The following is a 23,906-nucleotide window of genomic DNA, read 5'->3' as shown; positions in this document are numbered from 1 at the left end:
AAGGATGAAGTGGTTCGCAGCGTCGTTGCTGTTGGCAGCCGGGGTGGCCCAGGCTGATATCAAACTGGAGTTTGTCGAAAAAACCATCCCGGTGTATCCGGCCGAGTTACGCAAGTCGGCCATTACCGGTTCGGTCAGGGTGGGCTTCAAGGTTCGCTTTGATGGGGTGGTCAGCGATGTGCAAGCCCTTCAAAGCAGTGACCCGGCATTTACCGCGGCTGCGCTGGAGGCCGTGCGCCATTGGCGTTTCAAACCGTGGACGGTATCGACCGAAAACCCGCCGATGGTCGATGTGGAGAATGACCTGGTCTTTCGTCTCAACGACAAAAGGCAGTGGATGGAGATCTTCGAGCGTGCCGGCCTGATCGTGATGACCTGCAGGCAGTTCAATGACGAGGTGGCGTTGTACCGCAAGGATGCGCCCACCCGCTCACTCAACGACATGCAAACCACCCGGGTGTCGATTCGTATGATCGCCCAGGCTACCGAAGGCGGTGCCACCAGTTTCAAAAAGTCGCGGGTTGCCTCGCAGGCTTTCGAGCAAGCACTGCCGGGGATCGTCGAGCGCTGTCGAACCTATCCTGGCCTGGACTTTGTCGATGTCTGGCCTTCGCCACTGCGCGAGAAGCTTGCCCAGGCGCTTTGAGGCCCCTGGGCAAGTGCCTGTTCGGCTCAGGCGGTGGTAACCACCAGTTTGCCCACTGCCTTGCGCTGGCCAAGCAGCTCGATGGCTGCACCCGCTTCAGCCAGCCCGAAGGTCTGCGATACCAGCGGCTTGAGCTTGCCCTCGGCAAACCAGGCAAACAACTGCTGGAAGTTCGCCGCATTGTCCGCCGGCTGACGCTGGGCAAACGCTCCCCAGAACACCCCGAGCACCGCCGCGCCCTTGAGCAGCGCCAGGTTGACCGGCAGCTCGGGAATGCGCCCGCTGGCAAAACCGACCACCAGCAAACGGCCGTTCCAGGCGATACCGCGCACCGCCTGGTCAAACAGATCGCCGCCGACCGGGTCGTAGATCACATCGGCGCCATTACCGCCGGTCAGGCGCTTGATCTCGTCCTTGAGGCTGGCTTGGCTGTAGTTGATAAGCTCATCGGCACCCGCCGCCTTGGCCACGGCAAGTTTCTCGGCGCTGCTGGCTGCGGCAATCACCCGCGCGCCCATGGCTTTGCCGATTTCCACCGCTGCCAGGCCAACCCCACCGGAAGCGCCCAGCACCAGCAGTGTTTCTCCGGCCTTGAGCTGGCCGCGCTGATTGAGGGCGTGCATCGAGGTGCCGTAGGTCATGCCGAAGGCGGCAGCCGTGGTGAAGTCCATCTGCGCCGGAATCGGCAGCACGTTATAGGCCGGTACTGCCACCTGCTCGGCAAAGCTGCCCCAGCCAGTCAGGGCCATGACCCGGTCGCCAACTTTCAGGTTGCCAGCCTTTTCACCCACGGCGCTGACCACACCGGCGGCTTCGCCACCGGGTGAGAACGGCAGCGGCGGCTGGAACTGGTACTTGCCCTCGATGATCAGGGTGTCGGGAAAATTGACCCCGGCGGCCTGCACATCGAGCAGAATCTCGTTCTTCTTCGGCACGGGGCTGGCGACGTCCTCCACCACCAGGTTTTGCGCCGGACCAAGGGCTTTGCACAACACAGCTTTCATCGGGACTATTCCTTTGCGCGTAGTGGCCGATAAGTGTAGGTGGGCGAGGTGCCGGGTCAACGAGCATGGCCCGCCCTGATAGGCCGGCATAAGCCCGGGCTTGGGTTTGACCGGCGCGCTGGGTATGCTGGCGCCAACTGTATGAGGAGCGAATTCGTGAAAGCGTGGATCTTGATGGTACTGGCGCTGATGCTGCCGATGGTGGCCATGGCCGAGGAAGCCAAGGAAGGGGAGCCGAAAGTCTCCTACATCTCCCTGAGCCCGCCGTTTGTGGGTAACTATGCCCTCGATGGCAGCCCGAAACTGCGCGTGTACAAGGCCGATGTGGCCCTGCGGGTCAATAGCGACGCTGCCGCGGCAGTGGTCAAGCATCACGAGCCGCTGATCCGTAACCAGCTGGTGGCGCTGTTCACCCAGCAGAACCTGGAAGCCATGAGCAACGTCGAGGCCAAGGAAAAGCTGCGTCAGGAAGCTCTCAAGCAAGTTCAGCAAGTGCTCGAAAACGAAGAAGGCAAGCCGACCGTTGACGACCTGCTGTTCAACAACCTGATCGTCCAGTAATCAGGACGTCAGGCTGCGGCGAAAGCGTGCCAGGGCAATGGCGAAAAAGGCCAGGCCAATGGCGGCGAGCGCCGCAAGGTCGGGCCACACCACTTCCAGCCCGGCGTCGCGAAACAAAATTGCCGCACTAAGGCTGACGAAGTGGGTTGAGGGCGAGCCCTGCATGACCCATTGCAGCCACTGCGGCATGCTGTCCAGCGGTGTGCTGCCGCCCGAGAGCAACAGCATCGGGATGATCACCGGAATTGCCAGCAGACCGAATTGCGGGGTCGAGCGTGCCAAGGTGGCGAGGAAGATCCCCAGCGCGGTACTGGCGAACAGGTACAGCGCCGTCACCGCCAGAAACAATCCCAGCGATCCTGCCAGAGGCACTCCTAGCGCCCCTTTGACAATCACTTCCAACGACACCCAGGTGCACAGCACCACGACCAGGGCATTGCTGCCGATTTTTGCCAGCATGATCTCCAGGGCGGTGAGCGGCAGTACCAACAGGTGGTCGAGGGTGCCGTGTTCACGCTCGCGCAGCAGCGCCGTGCCAGTCAGCACGATAGCCAGGATGGTGATGTTATTGACGATCTGGATCACCGCCAGGAACCAGCCGCCCTCAAGGTTGGGGTTGAACAGTGCGCGGGCGCTGAGCAGGGCCGGCCCGCTACTGGCCGAGCCCTGGTTGGCGTAATCACGCAGTTCGTGCTCGACGATCCGGCCAATGTAACCGGCGCCCATGAACGCCTGGCTCATGGCGGTGGCGTCGACGTTGACTTGCAGCTCTGGCGAGCGTCCGGCGAGCAGGTCGGTCTGGAAGTTCACCGGCACATTGATTACGAAGGTGTAGCGGCCGCTGTCCATGGACTGGTCGAGCTGGTCGTAGGCCAGCGGCACAGCGCGCTGGAACTCCGGCGGCTGCAAGGCTTCGGCAAGCTTGCGCGAAACCAGGCTGTGGTCTTCGTCGACCACTGCGACGCTGGCGTTGTGTACGCCTATCACGGAGCCTGCGGCCGGCATATAGATTGCCACGCTGAAGGCATACAGCAGGAACAACAGCAGCACGCTGTCGTGGCGCAGGCTGGTCAACTCTTTGAGCCCCAGGCGCAGGGTATGGGCCAGGCGATGCATCAGACCTCCTGCTTTTTCAGCATGGCCAGGCTCAGGCCGGTGAAGCCGACAAAGAAGCCCAGCAGTGCCAGGCACTGCGGCCACAGCTCACGCAAGTCCAGGGCCTTGGTAAAGGTGCCGACGGCGATGTCGAGAAAGTAGCCGGCCGGGAACAACTGGCCCATCAATGCCGCAGCGCCATCGAGTGAGGAGCGCGGTACGATCAGCCCGGAGAACTGGATGGTCGGCAGGCTGGTGATGATCATGGTGCCGAGGATCGCGGCGATCTGAGTGCGGGTAAAGGCCGAGATCAACAGGCCCAGGCTGGTGGTCGCCAACAGGTACAACAGGCCGCCGCAGGCCAGGGCCAGGGCGCTGCCCTTGAACGGCACGCCAAACAGCCAGCGGTTCATCGCCACCAGCAGCACCAGGTTGATCAGGCTTACCGCCAGGTAGGGCGCCTGCTTGCCGAGCAGGAATTCCAGGCGGGTCAGCGGTGTGGCATAGAAGTTGGTGATCGAGCCCAGTTCCTTCTCACGCACGATGCCCAATGCGGTGAGCATGGCCGGGATGAAGGCGAGGATCAGCGCCATCACTCCGGGGCCGATGGCGTTCACGCTGACCACGTCCTGGTTGTAGCGAAAGCGGGTCTCCAGGCGCACCGGGCTTTGCCCAGGCTGGGCCTTGCTGCTCAACGCTGCCAGTTGCTCAAGGTTGGCTTGGTGCACGGCCTCGACATAGTTGCGGCTGGTTTCGGCACGGAACGGCATGCCGCCGTCGAGCCAGGCGGCCACCACCGGTTGGCGCCCGGCGTACAGGTCGCGGCCAAAGCCGGGTGGGATCTCCAGAGCCAGTTTGATTTCCGATCGCTGCAGGCGCTTGTGCAGTTGGGCGGCGTCGCGGATCGGCGTCTGTTCGGCAAAATAACGCGAGCCACGGAACGCCTCCAGGTAAGCCCGGCTTTGCGGGCTCTGGTCCTGGTCGTAGACAGCGAAGGCAAGGTTCTCCACATCCAGGGAGATGCCGTAGCCGAAGATCACCATCATGAACAGCGCGCCGAGCAGGGCAAAAGCCAGGCGCACCTTGTCGCGCAGCAGTTCCTTGCCTTCGCGGGTGGCAACGGCGAACAGGCGCTTCACGCTGAAACCTTGGCGCAGGTGCAGGGGCGCAGTACTGGCTGGGGTCTGCAACTCGGTGCTGGCTGCGGGCGCTTCGCTGGCGCCCTGGGCCTGTTCCAGGCAGGTGACGAAGGCGTCTTCCAGGGTGGCGCCGCCAAATTGCTGTTGCAGCGCTGCCGGGGTATCGCAGGCCAGGACCTTGCCAGCATGCATCAGCGAGATCCGGTCGCAGCGCAGGGCTTCGTTCATGAAGTGGGTGGAGAGGAAGATGGTTACCCCCTGGTCCCGCGACAACTCGATCAGCAAACGCCAGAAGTCATCGCGAGCGGCAGGGTCGACGCCTGAGGTTGGTTCGTCGAGGATCAGCACTTCCGGGCGATGCAGTACCGCCACCGCCAGTGACAGGCGCTGACGCAGACCCAGGGGCAGGGCGCCGGATTGCTGGTCGGCGATGGCGCCAAGATCGAAGCGCTCGATCAGCTCGGTAATTCGCGGGCCGCTTTCGGCCTTGGGCAGATCGAACAGCCGTGCATGCAGGTCCAGGTTCTGCCGCACGCTCAGTTCGCCATACAACGAGAAGCTCTGGGACATGAAGCCGACCCGCTTGCGCGTGGCCAGGTCCTTGGCGTTCACCGGGCGGCCGAGCAGGGTGGCGCTGCCTTCGCTGGCCGGCATCAGGCCGGTGAGCACCTTCATGGTGGTGGTCTTGCCACAGCCGTTGGAGCCGAGAAAGCCGAAGATCTCGCCCCGGCCGATGGCAAAGCTGACCTTGTTCACGGCGGTGAAGTCGCCGAAGCGCAGGGTCAGCTCGTGAGCTTCGATGGCTATTTCGGCATTGGCGTTATCACGCGGCGGGATCAGCAAGGGCTGCTGGCTGTGCTGGCTATCGCCTTGAAAGTGGGTGAAGGCGTCATCGAGCTTGCCGCTTGCGGTGGCGTCGGCAAGTGATCGACTCAAGCCTGCGGCAATCAGCCGGCCACGGTCGAGCATCAGGCAGTGTTCGAACTGTTCGGCCTCTTCCATGTAGGCCGTGGCGACCAGCAGGGTCAGTTGCGGGCGCTCCTGGCGCACCTGCTCGATCAGCTCCCAGAAGCGCCGGCGCGACAGCGGGTCGACACCGGTGGTGGGTTCATCGAGGATCAGCAGGTCCGGTTCGTGAATCAATGCGCAGCAAAGCCCGAGCTTCTGCTTCATGCCGCCCGACAATTTGCCTGCCGGGCGCTCGGCAAAGCGCAGCAGGTCGGTGGCCAGCAGCAGGTTGTGCATGCGCTGCTCGCACTCCTTGGCGCCAAGGCCGAACAGGGTGGCGAAGAAGCGGATGTTCTCGCTGATCGACAGCTCAGGGTAGAGGTTATTGCCCAGCCCTTGGGGCATGAAGGCGATGCGCGGGTACAGGCTGTTGCGATGGCGGCGCTGGCGGATCGAGCCGCCGAGCACTTGCAGCTCACCGCTTTGCAGCTTTTTCACCCCGGCTATGAGGCCGAGCAGGCTCGATTTGCCAGCACCGTCCGGGCCGATCAAGCCGCAGCGTGTTCCAGCCGGTAGGCTGAAGGCGATGTCCTGCAGGGCATTCAACCCGCCGTAGCGGTGGCAGATGCCCTCGGCGTGCAGCGCCGGCGCGCTCATTGCAGGTTGGCCGGCCAGTCCACATCAGCGGTGCGCACATAGCCTGCGCCCGGCATGCCGGGTTTGGCCTGGGGCACGGCGCTCGGTTCGCTCAGGCGCAGCTTGACCCGGAACACCAGCTTCTGGCGCTCGTCACGGGTTTCCACTTGTTTGGGGGTGAATTGTGCTTTGGCCGCGACAAAGGCGATTTTCGCCGGCAACGCCCGGTCGGGCAAGGCATCGAGGACGATGCGCGCCTGATCGCCGACGGTCAGGCGGCCGGTGGTGGAGGCGGGCAGGTACAGGTTCATGTACTGATCGCTCGGATCGATCAGCATCAGTACGCGGCCGCCGGCACCGAGCACTTCACCCGGCTCGGCCAGGCGTAGCTGGATCACCCCGTTGATCGGTGCACGCAGGCTGCTGTCGTCGATTTCGCTGGTCAGTTGCGCGACCTGGGCTTGGGCAGCGCCGATCGCGGCCTTGATCGCGGCCAGTTGCGCACGGGCGGCGAGCACGGCGGAGTTGCTGGTGTCATAGCGGGCTTGCTGTTGATCAAGCAATTGCTGGCTGGCGTAATTGCGCTGGAAAATCTCGCGAACGCGCTTGAGCTCCTGGCTGGCCAGCAATTGCTCGCTCTGGCGTAGTTGCACCGTGGCCTGGGCTGCCGAGTAGTTTTCCTGGGCGCGCAGCACTTCGGCTTCGGCCTGGCTGCGTTGGGCTTCGAGGGTGCGGGTGTCGATGCGGGCGAGCAACTGCCCCTGCTTGACCGTATCGCCTTCATCGACCAGCACCTGGGCCAGGCGCCCGGGAATCTTGCTGGCGATCTGCACTTCGGTGGCTTCAAGCCGGCCATTGCCCATGCTCAGGCCTTCGGGCAGGCGGTCATGCAGGGACTTCCAGTAGCCCAGGCCGCCAGCGGCCAGGAGCAGGGCGATCAAGGCGCCGGCGAAGAGTTTGGGCGTGTGTTGGCTCATCGACATGGGGGAGGCAATCCTTGCTGCATTAACGTCAAATTGTGACGCCGCACCGGTCCTGGTGCGTTGATGTTCGTCAAATGAGCGGCAATCCTACCCTGTTTATCGCAGTGCGAGTACCGCGGCCCATTGTTCGGCGGTAACCGGCATCACCGAAAGCCGGCTGCCCTTTTGTACCAGTGCCAGTTCGGCCAGGGCGGTTTGCTGCTTGAGATAGCCCAGTTGCAAAACCTTGCCGAAGGTTTCGACATGGGCGACGTCCACGGCGCTCCACGGGTTTTTTTCGGCGTTGGCTTTGGCGTCGAAGTAATGGCTTTGCGGGTCCAGCGCGGTGGGATCGGGGTAGGCTGCGGCGCTGATGCGGGCGATGCCGGCAATGCCCGGTTCCGGGCAGCTGGAGTGGTAGAAGAAGAATTGGTCACCCACGGCCATGGCGCGCAAGAAGTTGCGCGCCTGGTAGTTGCGCACGCCGTCCCAGCGGGCTTCGCCCAGGCGGGCCAGGTCTTTGATCGAGAGTTCGTCGGGCTCGGATTTCATCAGCCAATAGGCCATGGGTGCTGCTCCAGACAAAGTTGGAAATAACCTGTTTCAGGAAACCGACGGTCGGTTGGCGTCAACGTTTGCGTGTCGCCTCAGGTTGTCGGAGAATGCGCGCATTTTAAGCTTGACGCTGCTGCAACAACAAAATCGTTGCTGACAACGTGATCAGTTTGCCTGAGGGGGGCAATCGATGAATCGCAAACCGGATTTACTCTGGATTCTGGTATTTCTGTTCGGTTTGGGTGTTGTCACTACCGGTTATGCGCAAAGCCTTTGGGAACGCAAGCTCGACGCCCCCTACGAAATGCCGGTCAATCCGCAACAGCGTTGATTGCCTTGCTGGCGCTTTTCATGCGGGCGCCAGGTACCAGCCACGGTCCGAGACCGTCCCCTGCAGCGGTACATCCCAACTGGCTTGCGCCAGACGCTCGACCTTCTGGCATTCATGGGCCAGGCCCAGCAGCAACGGTTTTTTCCAGGCCTTGCGACGGGCCTGATAGGCCAGGCTGCGGTCATAGAAACCACCGCCCATGCCGAGCCGGCCACCTATTTCATCAAAACCCACCAGCGGCAGCAGGATCAGGTCCAGCGCCCAGATCGGTCGTTGCCGGGCGAGATTGATGTGCGGCTCGGGGATGCGAAAGCGGTTGGGCCGCAGTTTCTCGCCGGCCTCGATGCGCTGGAACACCATCTTGGTTTTCGGCCAGGCGTGCAGCACCGGCAGGTAGGTATGCTTGCCCCGGCGCTGGGCTTCAAGCATCAGCAGGCGCGGGTCGATTTCGCAATCATTGGGCAGGTAAAGGGCGATGTGCTTTGCCCGGCGAAACAGCGGGTGCTGCGCCAGTTGTCGGTACAGGCCACGGGCTGCCTGGCGTTGTTCGGCCGGCGTCAGGGCGCGGCGGGCATCGCGAAGCAGGCGGCGAAGTTGGGGGCGGGTAAGCGGCGCGGTGTCGGTCATGGCACGGGCGGTCCCAGAGAGGGCTGCCACCCACGGGTGGCAGCTCGATTGCCGGCGCAGAAGGGCAGGCAAAGAATTCAGGCTCCCCGACGAACCGCTGTCGGTGTAGCCCTTGAACCCGAAAGTTCAAGGTGGAGATTGCAGGAGGCGTTAAGGCTTTCCGTCAAGCGGACATGCACACCGGCCCCACGTGCAACCCCCGTGGTTGTGCGTATCGGCTCAGGGACATGACCGACTGGCAAGCACTCCAGGGAGTGGCGCCAGTATACCGATACTCAACCCTTATTTGAATCTTGATCGTCGGCCAAGGCCTGATCGACGCGTTCGAGCAGGTCGCGGACCTGTTCGCGGGTAGCGCCAGCGGCCGGTACATCCGGGCGTTCCTGGTTGTGCAGCAGGTCGTGGGTAATGTTCAGCGCGGCCATCACGGCAATCCGGTCGGCGCCGATGACTTTGCCGCTGCTGCGAATCTCGCGCATCTTGCCGTCCAGGTAGCGCGCGGCGCTGACCAGGTTGCTGCGCTCTTCCGGCGGACAGATGATCGAATACTCTTTGTCGAGAATTTGAACAGTGACGCTATTGCTTGAGCTCATGAGTCTTGCTCCAGGGCCTTGAGTCGCAAAATCATCGATTCGACCTTACGCCGGGCGATTTCATTTTTTTCGATGAGGTGGGCGCGCTCTTCACGCCAGGATTTTTCCTGAGCTAATAAGAGTGTGTTTTGCCGTTTTAGTTGCTCGACCCGCTCAATCAGCAGTTCGAATCGGCCCATCAGCGCTTGCAGATCGTTCTCTTGCATTGGTTGCCACTCGATTCGGTCTTGCGGGTGGTTGCCCGGTTTATGCCCTGGCTAGCCCGGAGTTGGCCGCGTCGATGGTCTTGGCGCGCCTGCCGGTGCTAGGATACAAGGTCTTCATTCTAGTCATTGCGCCGTCTGGCGCCTAGTTGCCCATGCCCAATATCAATTCGCCGTACACCGCTTTCGCCACCTTGCTCAGCAGCAACGGGCATCCTGTTTCCCCTGCCGAACTGCACGGGCTGTTGCTCGGGCGCAGCTGCGCCGGTGCCGGCTTCGATGCCGAGGGCTGGTTGGCAGACGCCGCCGGCCTGTTGGAAAGCGAGCCGGCAGACAACGTTCGTAACGCTTTGATCGGCCTGCAGGAGATGGTCAAGGGTGAGTTGTCTGGTGAAGACATCACCATCGTTCTGCTGTTACCAGGCGATGATGCACCGCTGACCGAGCGAGCCGCTGCTCTTGGCCAGTGGTGCCAGGGCTTTCTCTCCGGTTTCGGGCAGAACGCCGGTGGCCTGGAACTGAGCGCCGACGCCAAGGACGTGCTGAACGACCTGGTTGCCATTTCTCAGATCCAGGAGGCCCTGGAAGAGTCCGAAGACGGCGAAAACGACTATATGGAAGTCATGGAATACCTGCGCGTTGCGCCGCTGCTGCTCTTTACCGAGCTGGCCAAGCCGGGCGAACCTGCGGCCAAACCTTCGCTGCACTGATCAACCAGGATTGCCACTGCCCATGAGCCACATCCCCAAGTCGGAATACGCCCGTCGACGCAAGGCGCTGATGGCGCAGATGGAACCCAACAGCATCGCCATCCTGCCCGCCGCCGCGGTTGCCATCCGCAACCGCGACGTCGAGCACGTGTACCGCCAGGACAGCGACTTCCAGTACCTCAGCGGCTTCCCCGAGCCCGAGGCGGTGATCGCCCTGATTCCTGGTCGCGAGCACGGCGAGTACGTGCTGTTCTGCCGCGAGCGCAACCCCGAGCGCGAGCTCTGGGATGGCCTACGCGCCGGCCAGGAAGGGGCGATTCGCGACTTTGGTGCGGATGACGCCTTCCCCATCACCGATATCGACGACATCCTCCCCGGCCTGATCGAGGGCCGCGACCGGGTGTATTCGGCCATGGGCAGCAACCCGGAGTTCGACCGTCACCTGATGGAATGGATCAATGTGATCCGCTCCAAGGCGCGCCTTGGCGCCCAGCCGCCGAACGAATTCGTTGCCCTGGATCATCTGCTGCACGACATGCGCCTGTATAAATCGGCGGCGGAAGTGAAAGTGATGCGTGAGGCCGCGGTGATTTCCGCCCGTGCCCATGTGCGAGCGATGCAGGCCTGCCGCGCCGGTCTGCGCGAGTACAGCCTGGAAGCCGAGCTGGATTACGAGTTTCGCAAGGGCGGGGCGAAGATGCCGGCCTATGGCTCGATCGTCGCTGCCGGACGCAACAGCTCCATCCTGCATTACCAGGAGAACGACGCGCTGCTCAAGGACGGTGACCTGGTGTTGATCGATGCCGGTTGCGAGATCGACTGCTATGCCAGTGACATCACCCGTACCTTTCCGGTTAGCGGGCGTTTTTCGCCAGAGCAGAAGGCCATCTATGAGCTGGTGCTCAAGGCGCAGGAAGCGGCCTTTGCCGTCATTGCCCCAGGCAAGCACTGGAACCACGCCCACGAGGCCACGGTGCAAGTGATCACCGAAGGCCTGGTGGCACTGGGCTTGCTCAAGGGCCAGGTGCAGGACCTGATTGAAAGCGAAGCCTATCGGGCCTTCTACATGCACCGCGCCGGGCACTGGCTGGGCATGGATGTGCACGATGTTGGCGAGTACAAGGTCGGCGGCCAGTGGCGAGTGCTCGAACCGGGCATGGCCCTGACCGTGGAACCTGGCATCTACATTGGTGCCGATAACCCGAGTGTCGCGAAAAAATGGCGCGGCATCGGTGTGCGAATCGAGGACGACGTAGTGGTAACCAAGCAGGGCTGTGAAATCCTGACCTCCGGCGTACCCAAGACGGTCGCTGAAATCGAAGCCGTGATGGCTGCCGCGCGCAGTGACGCGGCATGAACCGGGTCAACCTCGCAATCATCGGTGGCGGCCTGGTCGGTGCCAGCCTGGCATTGGCCCTGCAGGCCGGGGCAAAGGCGCGTGGCTGGAAGATCCTGCTGATCGAGCCCTTCGCCCCCGGCGACAGTTTCCAGCCGAGCTATGACGCCCGTTCTTCGGCGTTGTCCTACGGCACCCGGCAAATCTACGAGCGCCTGGGCCTGTGGCAACAGATCAGCCGCCGCGCCGAGCCGATCCGCCAGATCCAGGTTTCCGACCGTGGTCGTTTTGGCGCCACGCGCCTGGATGCACTGGAAGAAGGCGTGCCGGCGCTGGGTTATGTAGTCGAGAACGCCTGGCTCGGTCAGTGCCTGTGGAAGGGCCTGGACGCCGAGGTGGTGAGCTGGCGTTGCCCGGCGGAAGTCACTGCCATGCAGGCGCTCGAAGACGGCTATCGGTTGTCGCTCAACGATGACACCACGCTTGAGTGCGACCTGGCGGTGCTGGCCGATGGCGGCCGTTCCGGCCTGCGCGAGCAACTGGGCATTCATGTCAGTCAGCGGCCGTACAACCAGAGCGCCCTGATCGCCAACATCACCCCGAGCGAAGCCCATTGCGGCCTGGCGTTCGAGCGTTTCACCGATGAAGGGCCGATGGCTTTGCTGCCGTTGCCGGAAAACCGCTGCGCGCTGGTCTGGACCCGCGCCGGGATGGATGCCAAGCGCCTGGCTGAGCTGGACGAGCGCAGCTTCCTTAGCGAGTTGCAGGACATGTTTGGCTACCGCCTGGGTGCCCTGCGCCAGGTCGGCGCCCGGCACCTGTATCCGCTGACGCTGATCGAGGCCCAGGAACAGGTGCGTCCGCATCTGGTCGTGCTCGGGAACGCCGCGCACAGCCTGCACCCCATTGCCGGGCAAGGCTTCAACCTGTCGCTGCGCGATGTGCAATCACTGGCCGACGGCCTGCTGGCCAACCCCGGTTTGCCGGGGGACTTCGCCATCCTGCAGGCCTACCGCGAACGCCAGCGTCTGGATCAGGACCTGACCGTGGGCTTCTCCGATCGCGTTACCCGCTTGTTCGGCAGTGCTCAGCCGTTGGTGGCCACCGGCCGCAACCTGGGTCTGCTCGGCCTTGACTTGCTGCCCCCGGCCAAGCGCTGGTTCGCCCGCCAGGCCATGGGTCTGGGAACTCGCCCGGACCCACGGAGCTGAGCATGAGCGACCCGCACAAACTGGCCCGGCGCGCGCGCAGGCTGCGCTGGCTGCTGAACATTTACCCGCCGTACCTGGGCGCGGGCATTCGTGTGCTCAGCGTCAGCCCCGACCTGCGCCATATCCGCGTGCGCATGGGCCTGCGCTGGTTCAACCGCAACTATGTCGGTACCCAGTTCGGCGGCAGCCTGTACTCGATGGTCGACCCGTTCTACATGCTGATGCTGATGGAACTGCTTGGGCGTGAGTACATCGTCTGGGACAAAGCTGCCGCTATCGACTTCGTGTCGCCGGGCAAGGGGCCGGTGTTCGCCGACCTGCGCATTGACGATGCCCTGCTCGACGATATTCGCCAGCACACCGCTGGCGGTAAAAAGTACCTGCCACGACTTCAGGTCGATGTCCGTGACGCTGCCGGTGAACTGGTGGCGCGGGTCGACAAAACCCTTTACGTGCGGCTCAAGCCGCAAGCGAGACAGGCTTAAGGCATGGAAATGCGCGCAGATCTGTTGATTGTCGGTGCCGGTATGGTCGGCAGCGCCCTGGCCCTGGCGTTGCAGCACAGCGGCCTGGAAATTCTCTTGCTCGACGGCAGCCCGCTGTCGATCAAGCCGTTCGACCAGCAGTCGGCGTTCGAGCCGCGGGTCAGCGCCTTGTCGGCGGCCAGCCAGCGCATCCTCGAGCGCCTGGGCGCCTGGCAGGGTATCAGCGAGCGGCGCCTGAGCCCGTACTCGGACATGCGCGTGTGGGATGGCAGCGGTACCGGCCAGATCCACTTCTCGGCGGCCAGTGTGCATGCCGAGGTGCTGGGCCATATCGTCGAAAACCGGGTGGTACAGGATGGCCTGCTGGAGCGTCTGCACGACAGCGAAGTCGGCCTGCTGGCCAATGCCCGCCTGGAGCAGATGCGCCGCTCTGGCGATGACTGGCTGCTGACCCTGTCTGACGGTCGCACCCTGCGTGCACCGTTGGTGATTGCCGCTGATGGCGCCAACTCGGCGGTGCGCCGCCTGACCGGCTGTGAGACCCGTGAGTGGGATTACCTGCACCACGCCATCGTCACCAGCGTGCGTTGTGCCCAGCCGCATCAGACCACGGCCTGGCAGCGTTTTACCGATGAGGGGCCGCTGGCGTTCCTGCCCCTGCTGCGCGACGGCCAACAGGACTGGTGCTCGATCGTCTGGTCGACCACGCCGGAGCAGGCGGAGCACTTGATGGCCTTGAGCGACGAAGCGTTCTGCGTCGAGCTCGAACGCGCCTTCGAAGGGCGTCTGGGCGGCGTGCTGCAGGCCGATCCGCGGGTCTGTGTGCCATTGCGCCAGCGTCACGCCAAACGCTACGTGGCCGAAGGCCTGGCGCTGATCGGCGATGCCGCGCACACCATTCACCCGTTGGCCGGGCAGGGTGTCAACCTCGGTTTTCTCGATGCCGCGGTGCTGGCCGAAGAGCTGCAGCATGCCTACGAGCGAGGCGAGCGCCTGGCCGATGTTCGCGTGCTGAGCCGTTTCGAACGCCGGCGCATGCCGCACAACCTGGCCTTGATGGCGGCGATGGAAGGTTTCGAGCGGCTGTTCCAGGCCGATCCCCTGCCGCTGCGCTGGTTGCGTAACAGTGGCCTGAAATGGGTCGAGCAACTGCCCGAAGCCAAGGCGCTGTTCGTGCGCCAAGCCTTGGGCTTGAGCGGTGACCTGCCGGAACTGGCGCGGGCCTGAGGCCCCCGCAACATCTGGTAACTCCTCCTTTGTCAGTTCGGTTGAGAAGCCAAATGGGATTAACTACCATTTGCGCCTCTCATGACTTCCGAGGACCGCACCATGTTGCCACGCAAGCACGTACTGGCCGCTCTGGCTCTGACCCTGTTCGGCACAGCCGCCCAGGCGGCGGACGAGGTGGTGGTGTATTCCTCGCGGATCGACGAGCTGATCAAGCCGGTATTCGACGCCTACACCAAAGAGACCGGGGTGAAGATCAAGTTCATCACCGACAAGGAAGCGCCGCTGATGCAGCGGATCAAGGCCGAGGGCGAGAACGCCACCGCCGACCTGCTGCTCACCGTCGACGCCGGTAACCTCTGGCAGGCCGAGCAGATGGGCATCCTGCAGCCGATCAAGTCGGACGTCATCGACAAGAACATCCCGGCCCAATACCGCGCCTCGTCCCACGACTGGACCGGCCTGAGCCTGCGCGCGCGGACCATCGCCTACTCCACCGAGCGGGTCAAACCCGAAGAGCTGACCACCTACGAAGCCCTGGCTGACAAAAATTGGGAAGGTCGCCTGTGCCTGCGCACCGCGAAGAAGGTCTACAACCAGTCACTGACCGCCACCCTGATCGAAACCCATGGCGAGAAGAAAACCGAAGAGATCATCAAGGGCTGGGTCAACAACCTGTCCACCGACGTGTTCTCCGATGACACGGCGCTGCTGCAGGCGATCAACGCCGGCCAGTGCGACGTCGGTATCGTCAACACCTACTACTACGGTCGCCTGCACAAGGAAAACCCCAAGCTGGCGGTCAAACTGTTCTGGCCCAACCAGGCTGACCGTGGCGTGCACGTCAACCTTTCGGGTATCGGCCTGACCAAGTATGCGCCGCATCCTGAGGCGGCGAAGAAGCTGGTTGAATGGATGACCGGCGCCGAGGCGCAGAAGATCTTCGCCGGCGTGAACCAGGAATTCCCGGCCAACCCGGCTGTGAAACCTTCGGAAGAAGTGGCCGCCTGGGGCACCTTCAAAGCCGATAGCATTCCTGTGGAAGTGGCCGGCAAACGCCAGGCCGAAGCCATTCGCCTGATGGATCGGGCTGGCTGGAACTAAGCTTCAGGCTTTATCCTTCCGAGGCCCTATCGCGGGGCAAGCCCGCTCCCACAAACCTGTGGGAGCGGGCTTGCCCCGCGATTCGTCTTTGAATCCGCTAGAGAACCATCCCCTTGGCCCACCCCGCCCAACGCCGCTGGTACCCCCTGGTCTTCAGCATCGCCGCCCTGGTACTGCTGCCGCTGAGCGTGCTGCTGCTGTCCTGGCAGGCGGTCGACATGCAGATCTGGTCGCACCTGCTCGACACCCAGATGAGCCGCTTGCTGGGCAACACCCTGACGCTGATCCTCGGTGTCGGTGTCGGAGTGACGGTGCTGGGGGTGAGCCTGGCCTGGCTCACCAGCTTGTGCGAATTCCCCGGGCGACGCTGGCTCGACTGGGCATTGATGCTGCCCTTCGCGATTCCGGCCTATGTATTGGCGTTCGTCTTCGTCGGTCTGCTGGATTTCGCCGGGCCAGTGCAAACCTTGCTGCGCGAGTGGTTCGGGCCTATGCGTTTGCCACGGGTGCGTTCCACCGGTGGGGTGATCACCGTGCTGGTGCTGGTGTTCTACCCGTACGTCTACCTGTTGGCGCGTAATGCCTTTCTGGCCCAGGGCAAAGGCCTGATGGAGGCTGCACGGGTGCTCGGGCTATCACCCTTGCAGGCATTCTGGCGGGTCGCCATGCCCATGGCACGGCCGGCCATCGGTGCGGGTGTGGCGCTGGCGTTGATGGAGACCCTGGCGGATTTTGGCGCAGTCTCGGTGTTCAACTTCGACACCTTCACCACGGCCATCTACAAGACCTGGTATGGCTTCTTCAGCCTTTCCAGCGCTGCGCAGCTGGCCAGCCTGCTGTTGCTGGCGGTGATGTTGGTGCTGTACGGCGAGCGGCGTGCCCGCGGTGCGGTGCGCAGTAGCAATGAACGGCCACGGGGCAAGGCGCTCTACCACCTGCGTGGCGTCAAGGCATTGGCCGCCAGCAGCTGGTGTGTGCTGGTGTTCGCCTGCGCCTTCGTGGTGCCGATGCTGCAACTGGTGACGTGGTTCTGGCAGCGCGGGCGTTTCGACCTCGATGAGCGCTACGCCGGGTTGATCCTGCATACCCTCTACCTGGGCGGCATGGCAGCGCTGATTACGGTCTGTGTTGCCCTGGTGCTGGCGTTCGCCCGGCGTCAGGCGCCAACCTCGGGGATTCGCGCAGGCGTCGGCCTGGCCAACCTGGGTTATGCCTTGCCCGGCTCGGTACTGGCGGTGTCGATCATGCTTGCCTTCAGCTACCTCGATAACCAACTGGTGGTGCCACTTTCCAACTGGCTGGGAGGCGCTGGCAAGCCGTTGCTGCTCGGTAGCCTGTCGGCCTTGCTGCTGGCGTACCTGGTGCGCTTTATCGCCGTAGCCTACGGCCCGCTGGAAAACAGCCTGGAGCGGATTCGGCCGTCTTTGCCAGAAGCTTCCCGCAGCCTGGGGGTCGGTGGCCCAAGATTGTTTTTCAAGGTGTATCTACCCTTGCTGGTGCCCGGTGCCCTGAGTGCGGCGCTGCTGGTGTTTGTCGACGTGCTCAAGGAAATGCCGGCAACCCTGCTGATGCGCCCCTTCGGCTGGGATACCCTGGCGGTTCGGGTGTTCGAGATGACCAGCGAAGGTGAGTGGGCACGGGCTTCGTTACCGGCGCTGACCCTGGTGCTGGTTGGCCTGTTGCCGGTCATCGGCCTGATTCGACGTTCGGCCCGGCACCCGGGTCAAACGCGCTGAGGGTGTAAGGCTGCGTCCTTGCGGCTACAATGCGCGGCATTCGCTGCGGCCGGTCCTACAGACCGGGTAGCTGCATCGCTGCCAGCCGCCGTAGCCTCGCCACGCCCGGAAGGAGAAACCCATGGGACAGCGTACGCCTCTGTATGACCAGCACTTGGCCCTCGGCGCCAAGATGGTCGATTTTGGCGGTTGGGATATGCCCCTGCATTATGGCTCGCAGGTCGAGGAACACCATCAGGTGCGCCAGGCCTGCGGGGTCTTCGATGTATCCCATATGACCGTGATCGATATCCGCGGTGCTCAGGCTGGCGTCTGGCTGCAGCAGGTGCTGGCCAATGATGTAGATCGCCTGCATGCCACCGGCAAGGCTCTGTACAGCACCATGCTCAACGAGCAGGGCGGGGTGATCGACGACATGATCGTCTACCGTTGCGAAGACGGTTACCGTCTGGTGGTCAACGCTTCGACCCGCGACAAGGACCTGGCCTGGTTGCAGGCGCGCATGATCGGTTTCGAAGTCGAGCTGAACGAGCGCCCGGAGTTGGCCATTCTCGCTATCCAGGGCCCGCATGCGCGAGAAAAGGTCGCGGAGTTGGTGAGCGCCGCACGCGCCGCGCTGATCCGTGAACTCAAACCCTTCGAAGGCCTGGCCGACGGTGACTGGTTTATCGCCCGCACCGGTTACACCGGTGAGGATGGCCTGGAAATCATCTTCCCGGCAATGCAGGCCCCGGCGTTCTTCAACGACCTGGTCGGCGCCGGTATTGCACCCAGCGGTCTTGGTGCGCGTGATACCTTGCGCCTGGAAGCGGGGATGAACCTGTATGGCCAGGACATCGACGAAGACCACACACCGCTGACCTCGAACCTGGGCTGGAGCGTCGCCTGGGAGCCGGCAGGGCGCGATTTCATGGGGCGCCAAGGCTTGTTGGGTGAAATCGAGCACGGTGTTGAGCAGAAACTGGTCGGCCTGGTGCTCGAAGAACGCGGGGTTTTACGCGCCCATCAGGTGGTCCGTGTCGCCGGGATTGGCGAAGGTGAGATCACCAGTGGTAGTTTCTCTCCTACGCTGAGCAAATCCATTGCGCTGGCGCGGGTGCCGATGGCTACCGCCGATCGTGCCGAGGTGGAGATTCGCGGCAAGTGGTACCCGGTGCGGGTGGTCAAGCCGACCTTCGTGCGCCATGGCAAGATCCTGATCTGAACCTATTTCTGGCGGGCCAAACCGCTGAGCCAATCGAGGACAACAATTATGAGTAATATCCCCGCCGACCTGCGTTTTGCCGAAAGCCACGAATGGGCCCGGCTCGAAGCCGATGGCACTGTGACTGTCGGGATCAGCGACCACGCTCAGCAAGCCCTGGGTGACGTGGTGTTCGTCGAGCTGGCGGAAGTCGGCAAGGTTTTTGCCGCTGGCGATGCTGCGGGTGTGGTCGAGTCGGTGAAGGCCGCATCGGATATCTACGCACCGGTCAGCGGTGAAGTGATTGCCGTCAATGAGGAGCTGGCCGACAGCCCTGAGCAACTGAACGAAGAGCCGTACGAGAGCTGGATCTTCAAGCTCAAGCCAAGCGACAAGGCCGAGCTGGACAAACTGCTCGACGCCGCCGGCTACCAAGCCGCCATCGGCGAATAGTTTCACGCAGGCGGCAATCTCTTCCTAGACTCAATATGCCTCGAGCGCTCGAGGCTTGGTCGAGGAAGAGAGAGCCGCTATGTCCCAGTCGCCGTCCCTGAGCCAACTGCAAGACCGCAATCCTTTCCTGCGTCGCCACCTGGGGCCCGATACCTCGGAGCAGCAGGCCATGCTCGCCACCCTTGGGGTTGGCAGCCGCCGCGAGCTGATTGAACAGACCGTGCCACCGGGCATTCGCCTGAACCGGCTGCTGGAATTGCCCTCTGCCCTCGATGAGCAGGCCGCCCTGGCCAGGCTCAAGGGCTATGCCGAGCAGAACCAGGTGTGGACCAGCCTGATCGGCATGGGCTACCACGGCACCGTCACCCCCACGGTCATTTTGCGTAACGTCCTGGAAAACCCGGGCTGGTACACCGCCTACACCCCATACCAACCGGAAATCGCCCAGGGCCGCCTGGAAGCCTTGCTCAATTTCCAGCAGATGATCATCGACCTCACCGGCCTGGACCTGGCTAACGCCTCGTTACTCGACGAAGCCACTGCCGCGGCCGAAGCCATGGCTCTGGCCAAACGCATGGCCAAGTCGAAAAGCAATGCCTTCTTCGCCGATGAACACTGTCACCCGCAAACCCTCTCAGTGCTGCAGACACGTGCCGAGGGCTTCGGCTTCGAGCTGATCATCGACACTGTGGATAACCTCGCCAAGCACCAGGTATTCGGGGCCTTGCTGCAGTACCCCGACACCCACGGCGAAGTGCGTGATCTGCGCCCGTTGATTACCCAGCTGCATGCCCAGCAGGCACTGGCCTGCGTCGCGGCTGATCTGCTCAGCCTGGTGATGCTGATGCCGCCGGGCGAGCAGGGCGCAGACGTGGTGCTGGGCTCGTCCCAGCGTTTTGGCGTACCCATGGGCTTTGGTGGCCCGCATGCGGCGTTTTTTGCCTGCCGTGACGAGTTCAAACGGGCCATGCCGGGGCGCATCATTGGTGTTTCCAAGGACGCCCGGGGCAATACTGCGCTACGCATGGCCCTGCAGACCCGCGAGCAGCACATCCGCCGCGAGAAGGCCAACTCCAACATCTGCACGGCCCAGGTGCTGCTGGCCAATATCGCCGCGTTCTATGCGGTGTATCACGGTCCGCAAGGTTTGCAGCGTATTGCCCAGCGTGTGCATGCGCTGACCTTTGTGCTGGCCGCAGGCCTTGAGAGCAAAGGCATCAAGCGCCTCAATGAACACTTCTTCGACACCCTGACCCTGGAAGTTGGCGGCAGTCAGACGGCAATCATCCAGAGCGCCGAAGCGGCGCAGGTCAACCTGCGGATACTTGGCCGCGGGCAACTGGGCGTGAGCCTTGACGAAACCTGCGACGAAGGCACGGTCATGCGCCTGTTCGATATCTTTCTGGGGGCCGACCACGGGCTGGATATCGCCACCCTCGATGCCCTGGCGCAGCCCGAAGGCATTCCACCGGCGCTGGTGCGGCGCTCGGCGTTCCTCAGCCATCCGGTGTTCAACCTGCACCACAGCGAAACCGAGATGCTGCGCTACCTCAAGCAGCTGGAGAACAAGGACCTGGCGCTGAACCAGTCAATGATCCCGCTGGGTTCGTGCACCATGAAGCTCAATGCCAGCAGCGAGATGATCCCGATTACCTGGCCGGGCTTTGCCCTGTTGCATCCCTTTGCACCGGCAGCCCAGGTGCAGGGTTACAAGGCGATGATCGACGAGCTGGAAAGCTGGTTGTGTGCAATCACCGGCTTCGATGCCATCTGCATGCAGCCCAACTCCGGTGCCCAGGGCGAGTACGCCGGTCTGATGGCGATCGCCAAGTACCACCGCAGCCGCCACCAGCCCCAGCGCGATATCTGCCTGATCCCGGCCTCGGCCCATGGCACCAACCCGGCCTCGGCGCAGATGGCCGGGATGCGCGTGGTGATCGTCGAGTGCGACCAGGCTGGTAACGTCGATCTGGCCGACCTCAAGGCCAAGGCACAGGCGGCCGGCGAACAGCTGTCGTGCCTGATGGCCACCTACCCCTCGACCCACGGTGTGTACGAGGAGGGCATCAGTGAGATGTGTGAAGTTATCCACAAGCACGGTGGCCAGGTGTACATGGACGGTGCCAACCTCAACGCCCAGGTCGGTCTGGCGCGGCCGGCGGATATTGGCGCCGATGTCTCGCACATGAACCTGCACAAGACTTTTTGCATCCCCCACGGTGGTGGTGGCCCGGGCATGGGGCCGATTGGTGTTCGTGCGCACCTGGCGCCCTTTGTCGCCAGTCATCCGGTGGTACCGTTACCCGGGCCCGACCCGCAGAACACCGCCGTCAGCGCCGCACCCTGGGGCAGTGCGAGCATCTTGCCGATCAGTTGGATGTACATCGCCATGATGGGCCCGCAATTGGCCGATGCCAGTGAGGTGGCGATTCTCTCGGCCAACTACCTGGCCGAACAGTTGGCGGGTGCTTTCCCGGTGCTCTACCGGGGCCGCAATGAACGGGTGGCCCATGAGTGCATCCTCGATCTGCGGCCACTGAAAGCCCTGACCGGGATCAGCGAGGAGGATGTGGCCAAGCGCTTGATGGATTACGGTTTCCACGCACCGACCATGTCCTTCCCGGTGCCGGGGACCTTGATGGTCGAGCCGACCGAGAGTGAGTCGAAGGCCGAGCTGGATCGTTTTGTCGAGGCGATGCTGAGCATTCGCGCCGAGATCCGCGAGGTTGAGGAGGGTAACTGGCCGGCGGAGGACAACCCGCTCAAGCGTGCGCCGCATACGCTCGAGGATGTGCTCGGAGTGTGGGAGCGACCTTACAGCATTGCCCAGGGCGTGGCGCCCAGTGCTCATGCGCGGATGCACAAGTACTGGCCGGCGGTGAACCGGGTCGACAATGTGTATGGGGACAGGAATCTGTTTTGTGCCTGTGTACCGGTGGATGACTATCGTTAAGCGGTATGGCACATCGCGGGTCAAGCCCGCTCCTACAGGTTTGTAGGAGCGGGCTTGACCCGCGATGCTTTTGAGGTTTGTTACTCAGCTACCGCATTCTTGGCCAGGATTGCATTGGCCAGTTCCATATCGCTGACGTTCAAACCCGGGTTGTCGGCGCGGACTTTGTGCATTGCCGCTTCCAGGTACGGGCCGCGAATCGCGCCTTCACTGGCGACAAAGCTGCCGGCATCATCCTGGGCAGCCACGACCAGTTTGTGATCCTTGGAGGTCAGGTAAGAGGACGCGGTGGTGGCGCCGGACGAGATGACGTTGCGCCAGAAGGTATCGGCCATGGCAGATCCAACCGGCAGGGAGAGCAGGGCAAGGGTTGCGGCTGCAAGTTTGAAGCGCATTCGGGGTGACTCCAACGTAGGTGAACTGGGGGCTTTGATCGGGTTTACGCGATTCTAGTTCCCTGGCCTGGTAAAAGGTTTGGCGAGCGTTTCAGGCCGTGACACGAAGCACTTCCGCCATGCTCGTCTGTCCTGTTTCGACTTTATCCAGGCCACTTTGCTTGAGGCTCTTCATCCCTTCATCGAGTGCCAGCTGGCGCAGGCTCGGCAGGTCAGTGTCATGTTCGATGCGCGACCTGAACGCATCACCCACACTCAGCAACTCGAAGAGGGCACTACGGCCGTGATACCCGGTCTGCCGGCATTCTCGGCACCCTGCCGGCTGATCACTCGGCTGCGACCCCTTGCAGTGCTTGCACAGGGTGCGCACCAGGCGCTGGGCCATGACCCCGATCAAGCTGGCCTTGAGCAGGTAGGGTGCGATGCCCAGCTCCAGCAAGCGGGTCACGGCGCCGCAGGCATCGTTGGTGTGCAAAGTCGAGAGCACCAGGTGCCCGGTAAGGGCGGCCTGGATCGCTACTTGAGCGGTTTCCAGGTCGCGTATCTCGCCGATCATGATCACATCCGGGTCCTGGCGCAGGAGGGCGCGGGTGCCGGCGGCAAAGTCCAGGTCGATGGCTGGTTGCACCTGCAATTGGTTGAAGCCCGGCTCAACCATCTCGATCGGATCTTCGACGGTACACAGGTTGATTTGCGCGGTGGCCAGGTGCTTGAGGCTGGCATAGAGGGTGCTGGTCTTGCCCGAGCCGGTGGGGCCGGTGACCAGGATGATGCCGTGGCGATGGTCAAGCATGGCTAACCAACGCGTGAGGTCGTCGCCATCGAGGCCCAGTTGAGCGAAGTCCTGTTGCAGCAACTGTGGGTCGAAGACACGCAGCACCAGCTTCTCGCCGAAGGTGGTGGGCAGGGTCGACAACCGCAGCTCGACCTCTGCTCCGCCCGGTAAGCGGGTCTTGATCCGCCCGTCCTGAGGGCGGCGCTTTTCAGCGACATTCATGCGCCCCAGGCTTTTCAGGCGGCTGACCACCGCCAACGTCACGGGTGCCGGGAACTGGTAGACCGGATGCAGTACGCCATCGATGCGAAAGCGCAGCTGACCCTGATCGCGCCGGGGTTCAAGGTGGATATCGCTGGCGCGCTGCTCGAAGGCGTACTGCAACAGCCAGTCGACGATACTGACGATATGCGCGTCGTTGGCTTGTGCTTCAGAGCCGCGAGCGCCAAGTTCAAGCAACTGTTCGAGATTGTTCGCAGCCGTTGGCGTTAACTGTTGCAGGCTGGCGCCGCTGACCGATTGTGCGACCTGGAAGAACGCCTGGCTGAGCTGGCGGATCTGTACCGGGCTTGCCAGCACGCGTTTGATCGGCCGCTGCAGCACTTGGGCCAGGTCCGCTTCCCAGGCGCATACATAGGGTTGTGCGCTGGCTACGGTGACGCTGTGGGCATCGGCAGCCACCGCAAGAATGCCGTGGCACCGGGCGAAACCTGCGGACATCAGACCGGTGAGCCGGGCAAGGTCGGTTTCCAGGGGGTCGATATGCAGGTAGGGCTGGCCCGAGCGCCTGGCCAGCCATTGGCACAGGGAGTTCAGGTCGAGACGCTCAGCTAGCTGCTGGCTGGCAATCCATTCCAGTGGATGCTGGTCGCTCTGCACGGGCGGGAAGCTGGCGCGATCAATCGGACTGATGAGTTGATCGGCTACCAGTTCACCAAGCAGGGTGTCGAGGTCAAGCCAGCGATCTTCGCCGGGGGTGTGCATGAGTGCAGGCTTCCTTGCCGCGCCACCGACAGTGATGGCCTGGACAAGGTTAGC

23 protein-coding genes and 1 other RNA gene are annotated in these 23,906 nt (G+C 63.0%); 13 read left to right on the top strand and 11 right to left on the bottom strand.

Annotation, left to right across the window (positions count from 1 at the left end; genetic code table 11):
• Positions 1–4 precede the first annotated feature (4 nt).
• Complete coding sequence (locus tag EXN22_RS00465; protein ID WP_130261960.1) at positions 5–646, top strand: energy transducer TonB; 642 nt, start codon at positions 5–7, stop codon at positions 644–646.
• 26 nt (positions 647–672) lie between these two features.
• Here EXN22_RS00465 and EXN22_RS00460 read toward each other — a convergent pair whose 3' ends face one another.
• Entirely contained in the window at positions 673–1,650 is a 978-nt protein-coding gene (locus EXN22_RS00460; protein WP_130261959.1) for an NADPH:quinone oxidoreductase family protein, read from the bottom strand.
• A 156-nt stretch (positions 1,651–1,806) separates the two neighbouring features.
• Here EXN22_RS00460 and EXN22_RS00455 point away from each other — a divergent pair, with 156 nt between their 5' ends.
• Positions 1,807–2,211, top strand: coding sequence for a flagellar basal body-associated protein FliL (locus EXN22_RS00455; RefSeq protein WP_130261958.1), 405 nt, complete (start codon positions 1,807–1,809; stop codon positions 2,209–2,211).
• Here the strand turns inward: EXN22_RS00455 and EXN22_RS00450 are convergent, their stop codons facing one another.
• From EXN22_RS00450 to EXN22_RS00435, 4 genes are all read right to left on the bottom strand, one after another.
• Positions 2,212–3,327 carry an ABC transporter permease gene (locus tag EXN22_RS00450; RefSeq protein ID WP_130261957.1) on the bottom strand — a complete coding sequence of 372 codons (1,116 nt, stop codon included), beginning with the start codon at positions 3,325–3,327 and terminating at the stop codon, positions 2,212–2,214.
• Entirely contained in the window at positions 3,327–6,050 is a 2,724-nt protein-coding gene (rbbA, locus tag EXN22_RS00445) for a ribosome-associated ATPase/putative transporter RbbA (RefSeq protein ID WP_130261956.1), read from the bottom strand. The genes EXN22_RS00450 and rbbA overlap by 1 nt, the downstream gene beginning before the upstream one ends.
• Positions 6,047–7,012: an HlyD family secretion protein gene (locus EXN22_RS00440; RefSeq protein WP_407691939.1), complete on the bottom strand. Its 966-nt coding sequence runs from the start codon at positions 7,010–7,012 to the stop codon at positions 6,047–6,049. The genes rbbA and EXN22_RS00440 overlap by 4 nt, the downstream gene beginning before the upstream one ends.
• 96 nt (positions 7,013–7,108) lie before the next feature.
• Entirely contained in the window at positions 7,109–7,558 is a 450-nt protein-coding gene (locus EXN22_RS00435; RefSeq protein WP_130261955.1) for an EVE domain-containing protein, read from the bottom strand.
• A 178-nt stretch (positions 7,559–7,736) separates the two neighbouring features.
• Here EXN22_RS00435 and EXN22_RS26135 point away from each other — a divergent pair, with 178 nt between their 5' ends.
• Positions 7,737–7,877: a hypothetical protein gene (locus EXN22_RS26135; protein ID WP_165392175.1), complete on the top strand. Its 141-nt coding sequence runs from the start codon at positions 7,737–7,739 to the stop codon at positions 7,875–7,877.
• Positions 7,878–7,895: 18 nt separating this feature from the next.
• Here EXN22_RS26135 and EXN22_RS00430 read toward each other — a convergent pair whose 3' ends face one another.
• From EXN22_RS00430 to EXN22_RS00415, 4 genes are all read right to left on the bottom strand, one after another.
• Positions 7,896–8,504: a 5-formyltetrahydrofolate cyclo-ligase gene (locus EXN22_RS00430; protein ID WP_130261954.1), complete on the bottom strand. Its 609-nt coding sequence runs from the start codon at positions 8,502–8,504 to the stop codon at positions 7,896–7,898.
• Between the two features lie 79 nt (positions 8,505–8,583).
• Positions 8,584–8,761, bottom strand: a non-coding RNA gene (ssrS, locus tag EXN22_RS00425) — 6S RNA.
• An 18-nt stretch (positions 8,762–8,779) separates the two neighbouring features.
• Positions 8,780–9,097 carry a cell division protein ZapA gene (locus EXN22_RS00420; protein WP_130261953.1) on the bottom strand — a complete coding sequence of 106 codons (318 nt, stop codon included), beginning with the start codon at positions 9,095–9,097 and terminating at the stop codon, positions 8,780–8,782.
• Positions 9,094–9,303, bottom strand: a complete 210-nt coding sequence (locus EXN22_RS00415) for a TIGR02449 family protein (RefSeq protein ID WP_130261952.1) — start codon at positions 9,301–9,303, stop codon at positions 9,094–9,096. Before EXN22_RS00415 ends, EXN22_RS00420 begins: the two co-directional genes overlap by 4 nt.
• Positions 9,304–9,455: 152 nt before the next feature.
• On the opposite strand from EXN22_RS00415, the gene EXN22_RS00410 reads away from it, so the two are divergent.
• From EXN22_RS00410 to gcvP, 10 genes are all read left to right on the top strand, one after another.
• Positions 9,456–10,010, top strand: coding sequence for a YecA/YgfB family protein (locus EXN22_RS00410; protein ID WP_130261951.1), 555 nt, complete (start codon positions 9,456–9,458; stop codon positions 10,008–10,010).
• Positions 10,011–10,032: 22 nt separating this feature from the next.
• Entirely contained in the window at positions 10,033–11,367 is a 1,335-nt protein-coding gene (pepP, locus tag EXN22_RS00405; protein WP_130261950.1) for a Xaa-Pro aminopeptidase, read from the top strand.
• Positions 11,364–12,557, top strand: coding sequence for a 2-octaprenyl-6-methoxyphenyl hydroxylase (gene ubiH / locus EXN22_RS00400; RefSeq protein WP_130261949.1), 1,194 nt, complete (start codon positions 11,364–11,366; stop codon positions 12,555–12,557). The genes pepP and ubiH overlap by 4 nt, the downstream gene beginning before the upstream one ends.
• Before the next feature lie 2 nt (positions 12,558–12,559).
• Positions 12,560–13,042, top strand: coding sequence for a DUF4442 domain-containing protein (locus tag EXN22_RS00395; RefSeq protein ID WP_130261948.1), 483 nt, complete (start codon positions 12,560–12,562; stop codon positions 13,040–13,042).
• Positions 13,043–13,051: 9 nt separating this feature from the next.
• A complete protein-coding gene (locus tag EXN22_RS00390; protein ID WP_165392265.1) occupies positions 13,052–14,269 on the top strand; it encodes a 2-octaprenyl-3-methyl-6-methoxy-1,4-benzoquinol hydroxylase in 1,218 nt (405 codons plus the stop codon).
• A 102-nt stretch (positions 14,270–14,371) separates the two neighbouring features.
• A complete protein-coding gene (locus EXN22_RS00385) occupies positions 14,372–15,373 on the top strand; it encodes an extracellular solute-binding protein (protein WP_130261946.1) in 1,002 nt (333 codons plus the stop codon).
• A 113-nt stretch (positions 15,374–15,486) separates the two neighbouring features.
• Complete coding sequence (locus tag EXN22_RS00380; RefSeq protein WP_130261945.1) at positions 15,487–17,109, top strand: ABC transporter permease; 1,623 nt, start codon at positions 15,487–15,489, stop codon at positions 17,107–17,109.
• Positions 17,110–17,230: 121 nt separating this feature from the next.
• Positions 17,231–18,313: a glycine cleavage system aminomethyltransferase GcvT gene (gcvT, locus tag EXN22_RS00375; protein ID WP_130261944.1), complete on the top strand. Its 1,083-nt coding sequence runs from the start codon at positions 17,231–17,233 to the stop codon at positions 18,311–18,313.
• Positions 18,314–18,361: 48 nt separating this feature from the next.
• The gene (gene gcvH, locus EXN22_RS00370; RefSeq protein ID WP_130261943.1) at positions 18,362–18,745 is read left to right on the top strand and encodes a glycine cleavage system protein GcvH; all 384 of its coding nucleotides are present in this window, start codon (positions 18,362–18,364) and stop codon (positions 18,743–18,745) included.
• A gap of 79 nt (positions 18,746–18,824) precedes the next feature.
• Positions 18,825–21,698 carry an aminomethyl-transferring glycine dehydrogenase gene (gcvP, locus tag EXN22_RS00365; RefSeq protein WP_130261942.1) on the top strand — a complete coding sequence of 958 codons (2,874 nt, stop codon included), beginning with the start codon at positions 18,825–18,827 and terminating at the stop codon, positions 21,696–21,698.
• Between the two features lie 80 nt (positions 21,699–21,778).
• Here the strand turns inward: gcvP and EXN22_RS00360 are convergent, their stop codons facing one another.
• Positions 21,779–22,093 carry a DUF2388 domain-containing protein gene (locus EXN22_RS00360; RefSeq protein WP_130261941.1) on the bottom strand — a complete coding sequence of 105 codons (315 nt, stop codon included), beginning with the start codon at positions 22,091–22,093 and terminating at the stop codon, positions 21,779–21,781.
• Between the two features lie 91 nt (positions 22,094–22,184).
• Positions 22,185–23,852, bottom strand: coding sequence for a GspE/PulE family protein (locus EXN22_RS00355; protein WP_130261940.1), 1,668 nt, complete (start codon positions 23,850–23,852; stop codon positions 22,185–22,187).
• Between the last annotated feature and the right edge of the window lie 54 nt (positions 23,853–23,906).

The organism is Pseudomonas tructae (assembly GCF_004214895.1).
GTDB classification, from domain to species: domain Bacteria; phylum Pseudomonadota; class Gammaproteobacteria; order Pseudomonadales; family Pseudomonadaceae; genus Aquipseudomonas; species Aquipseudomonas tructae.
This window is presented reverse-complemented; position numbering and strand designations above follow the sequence as displayed.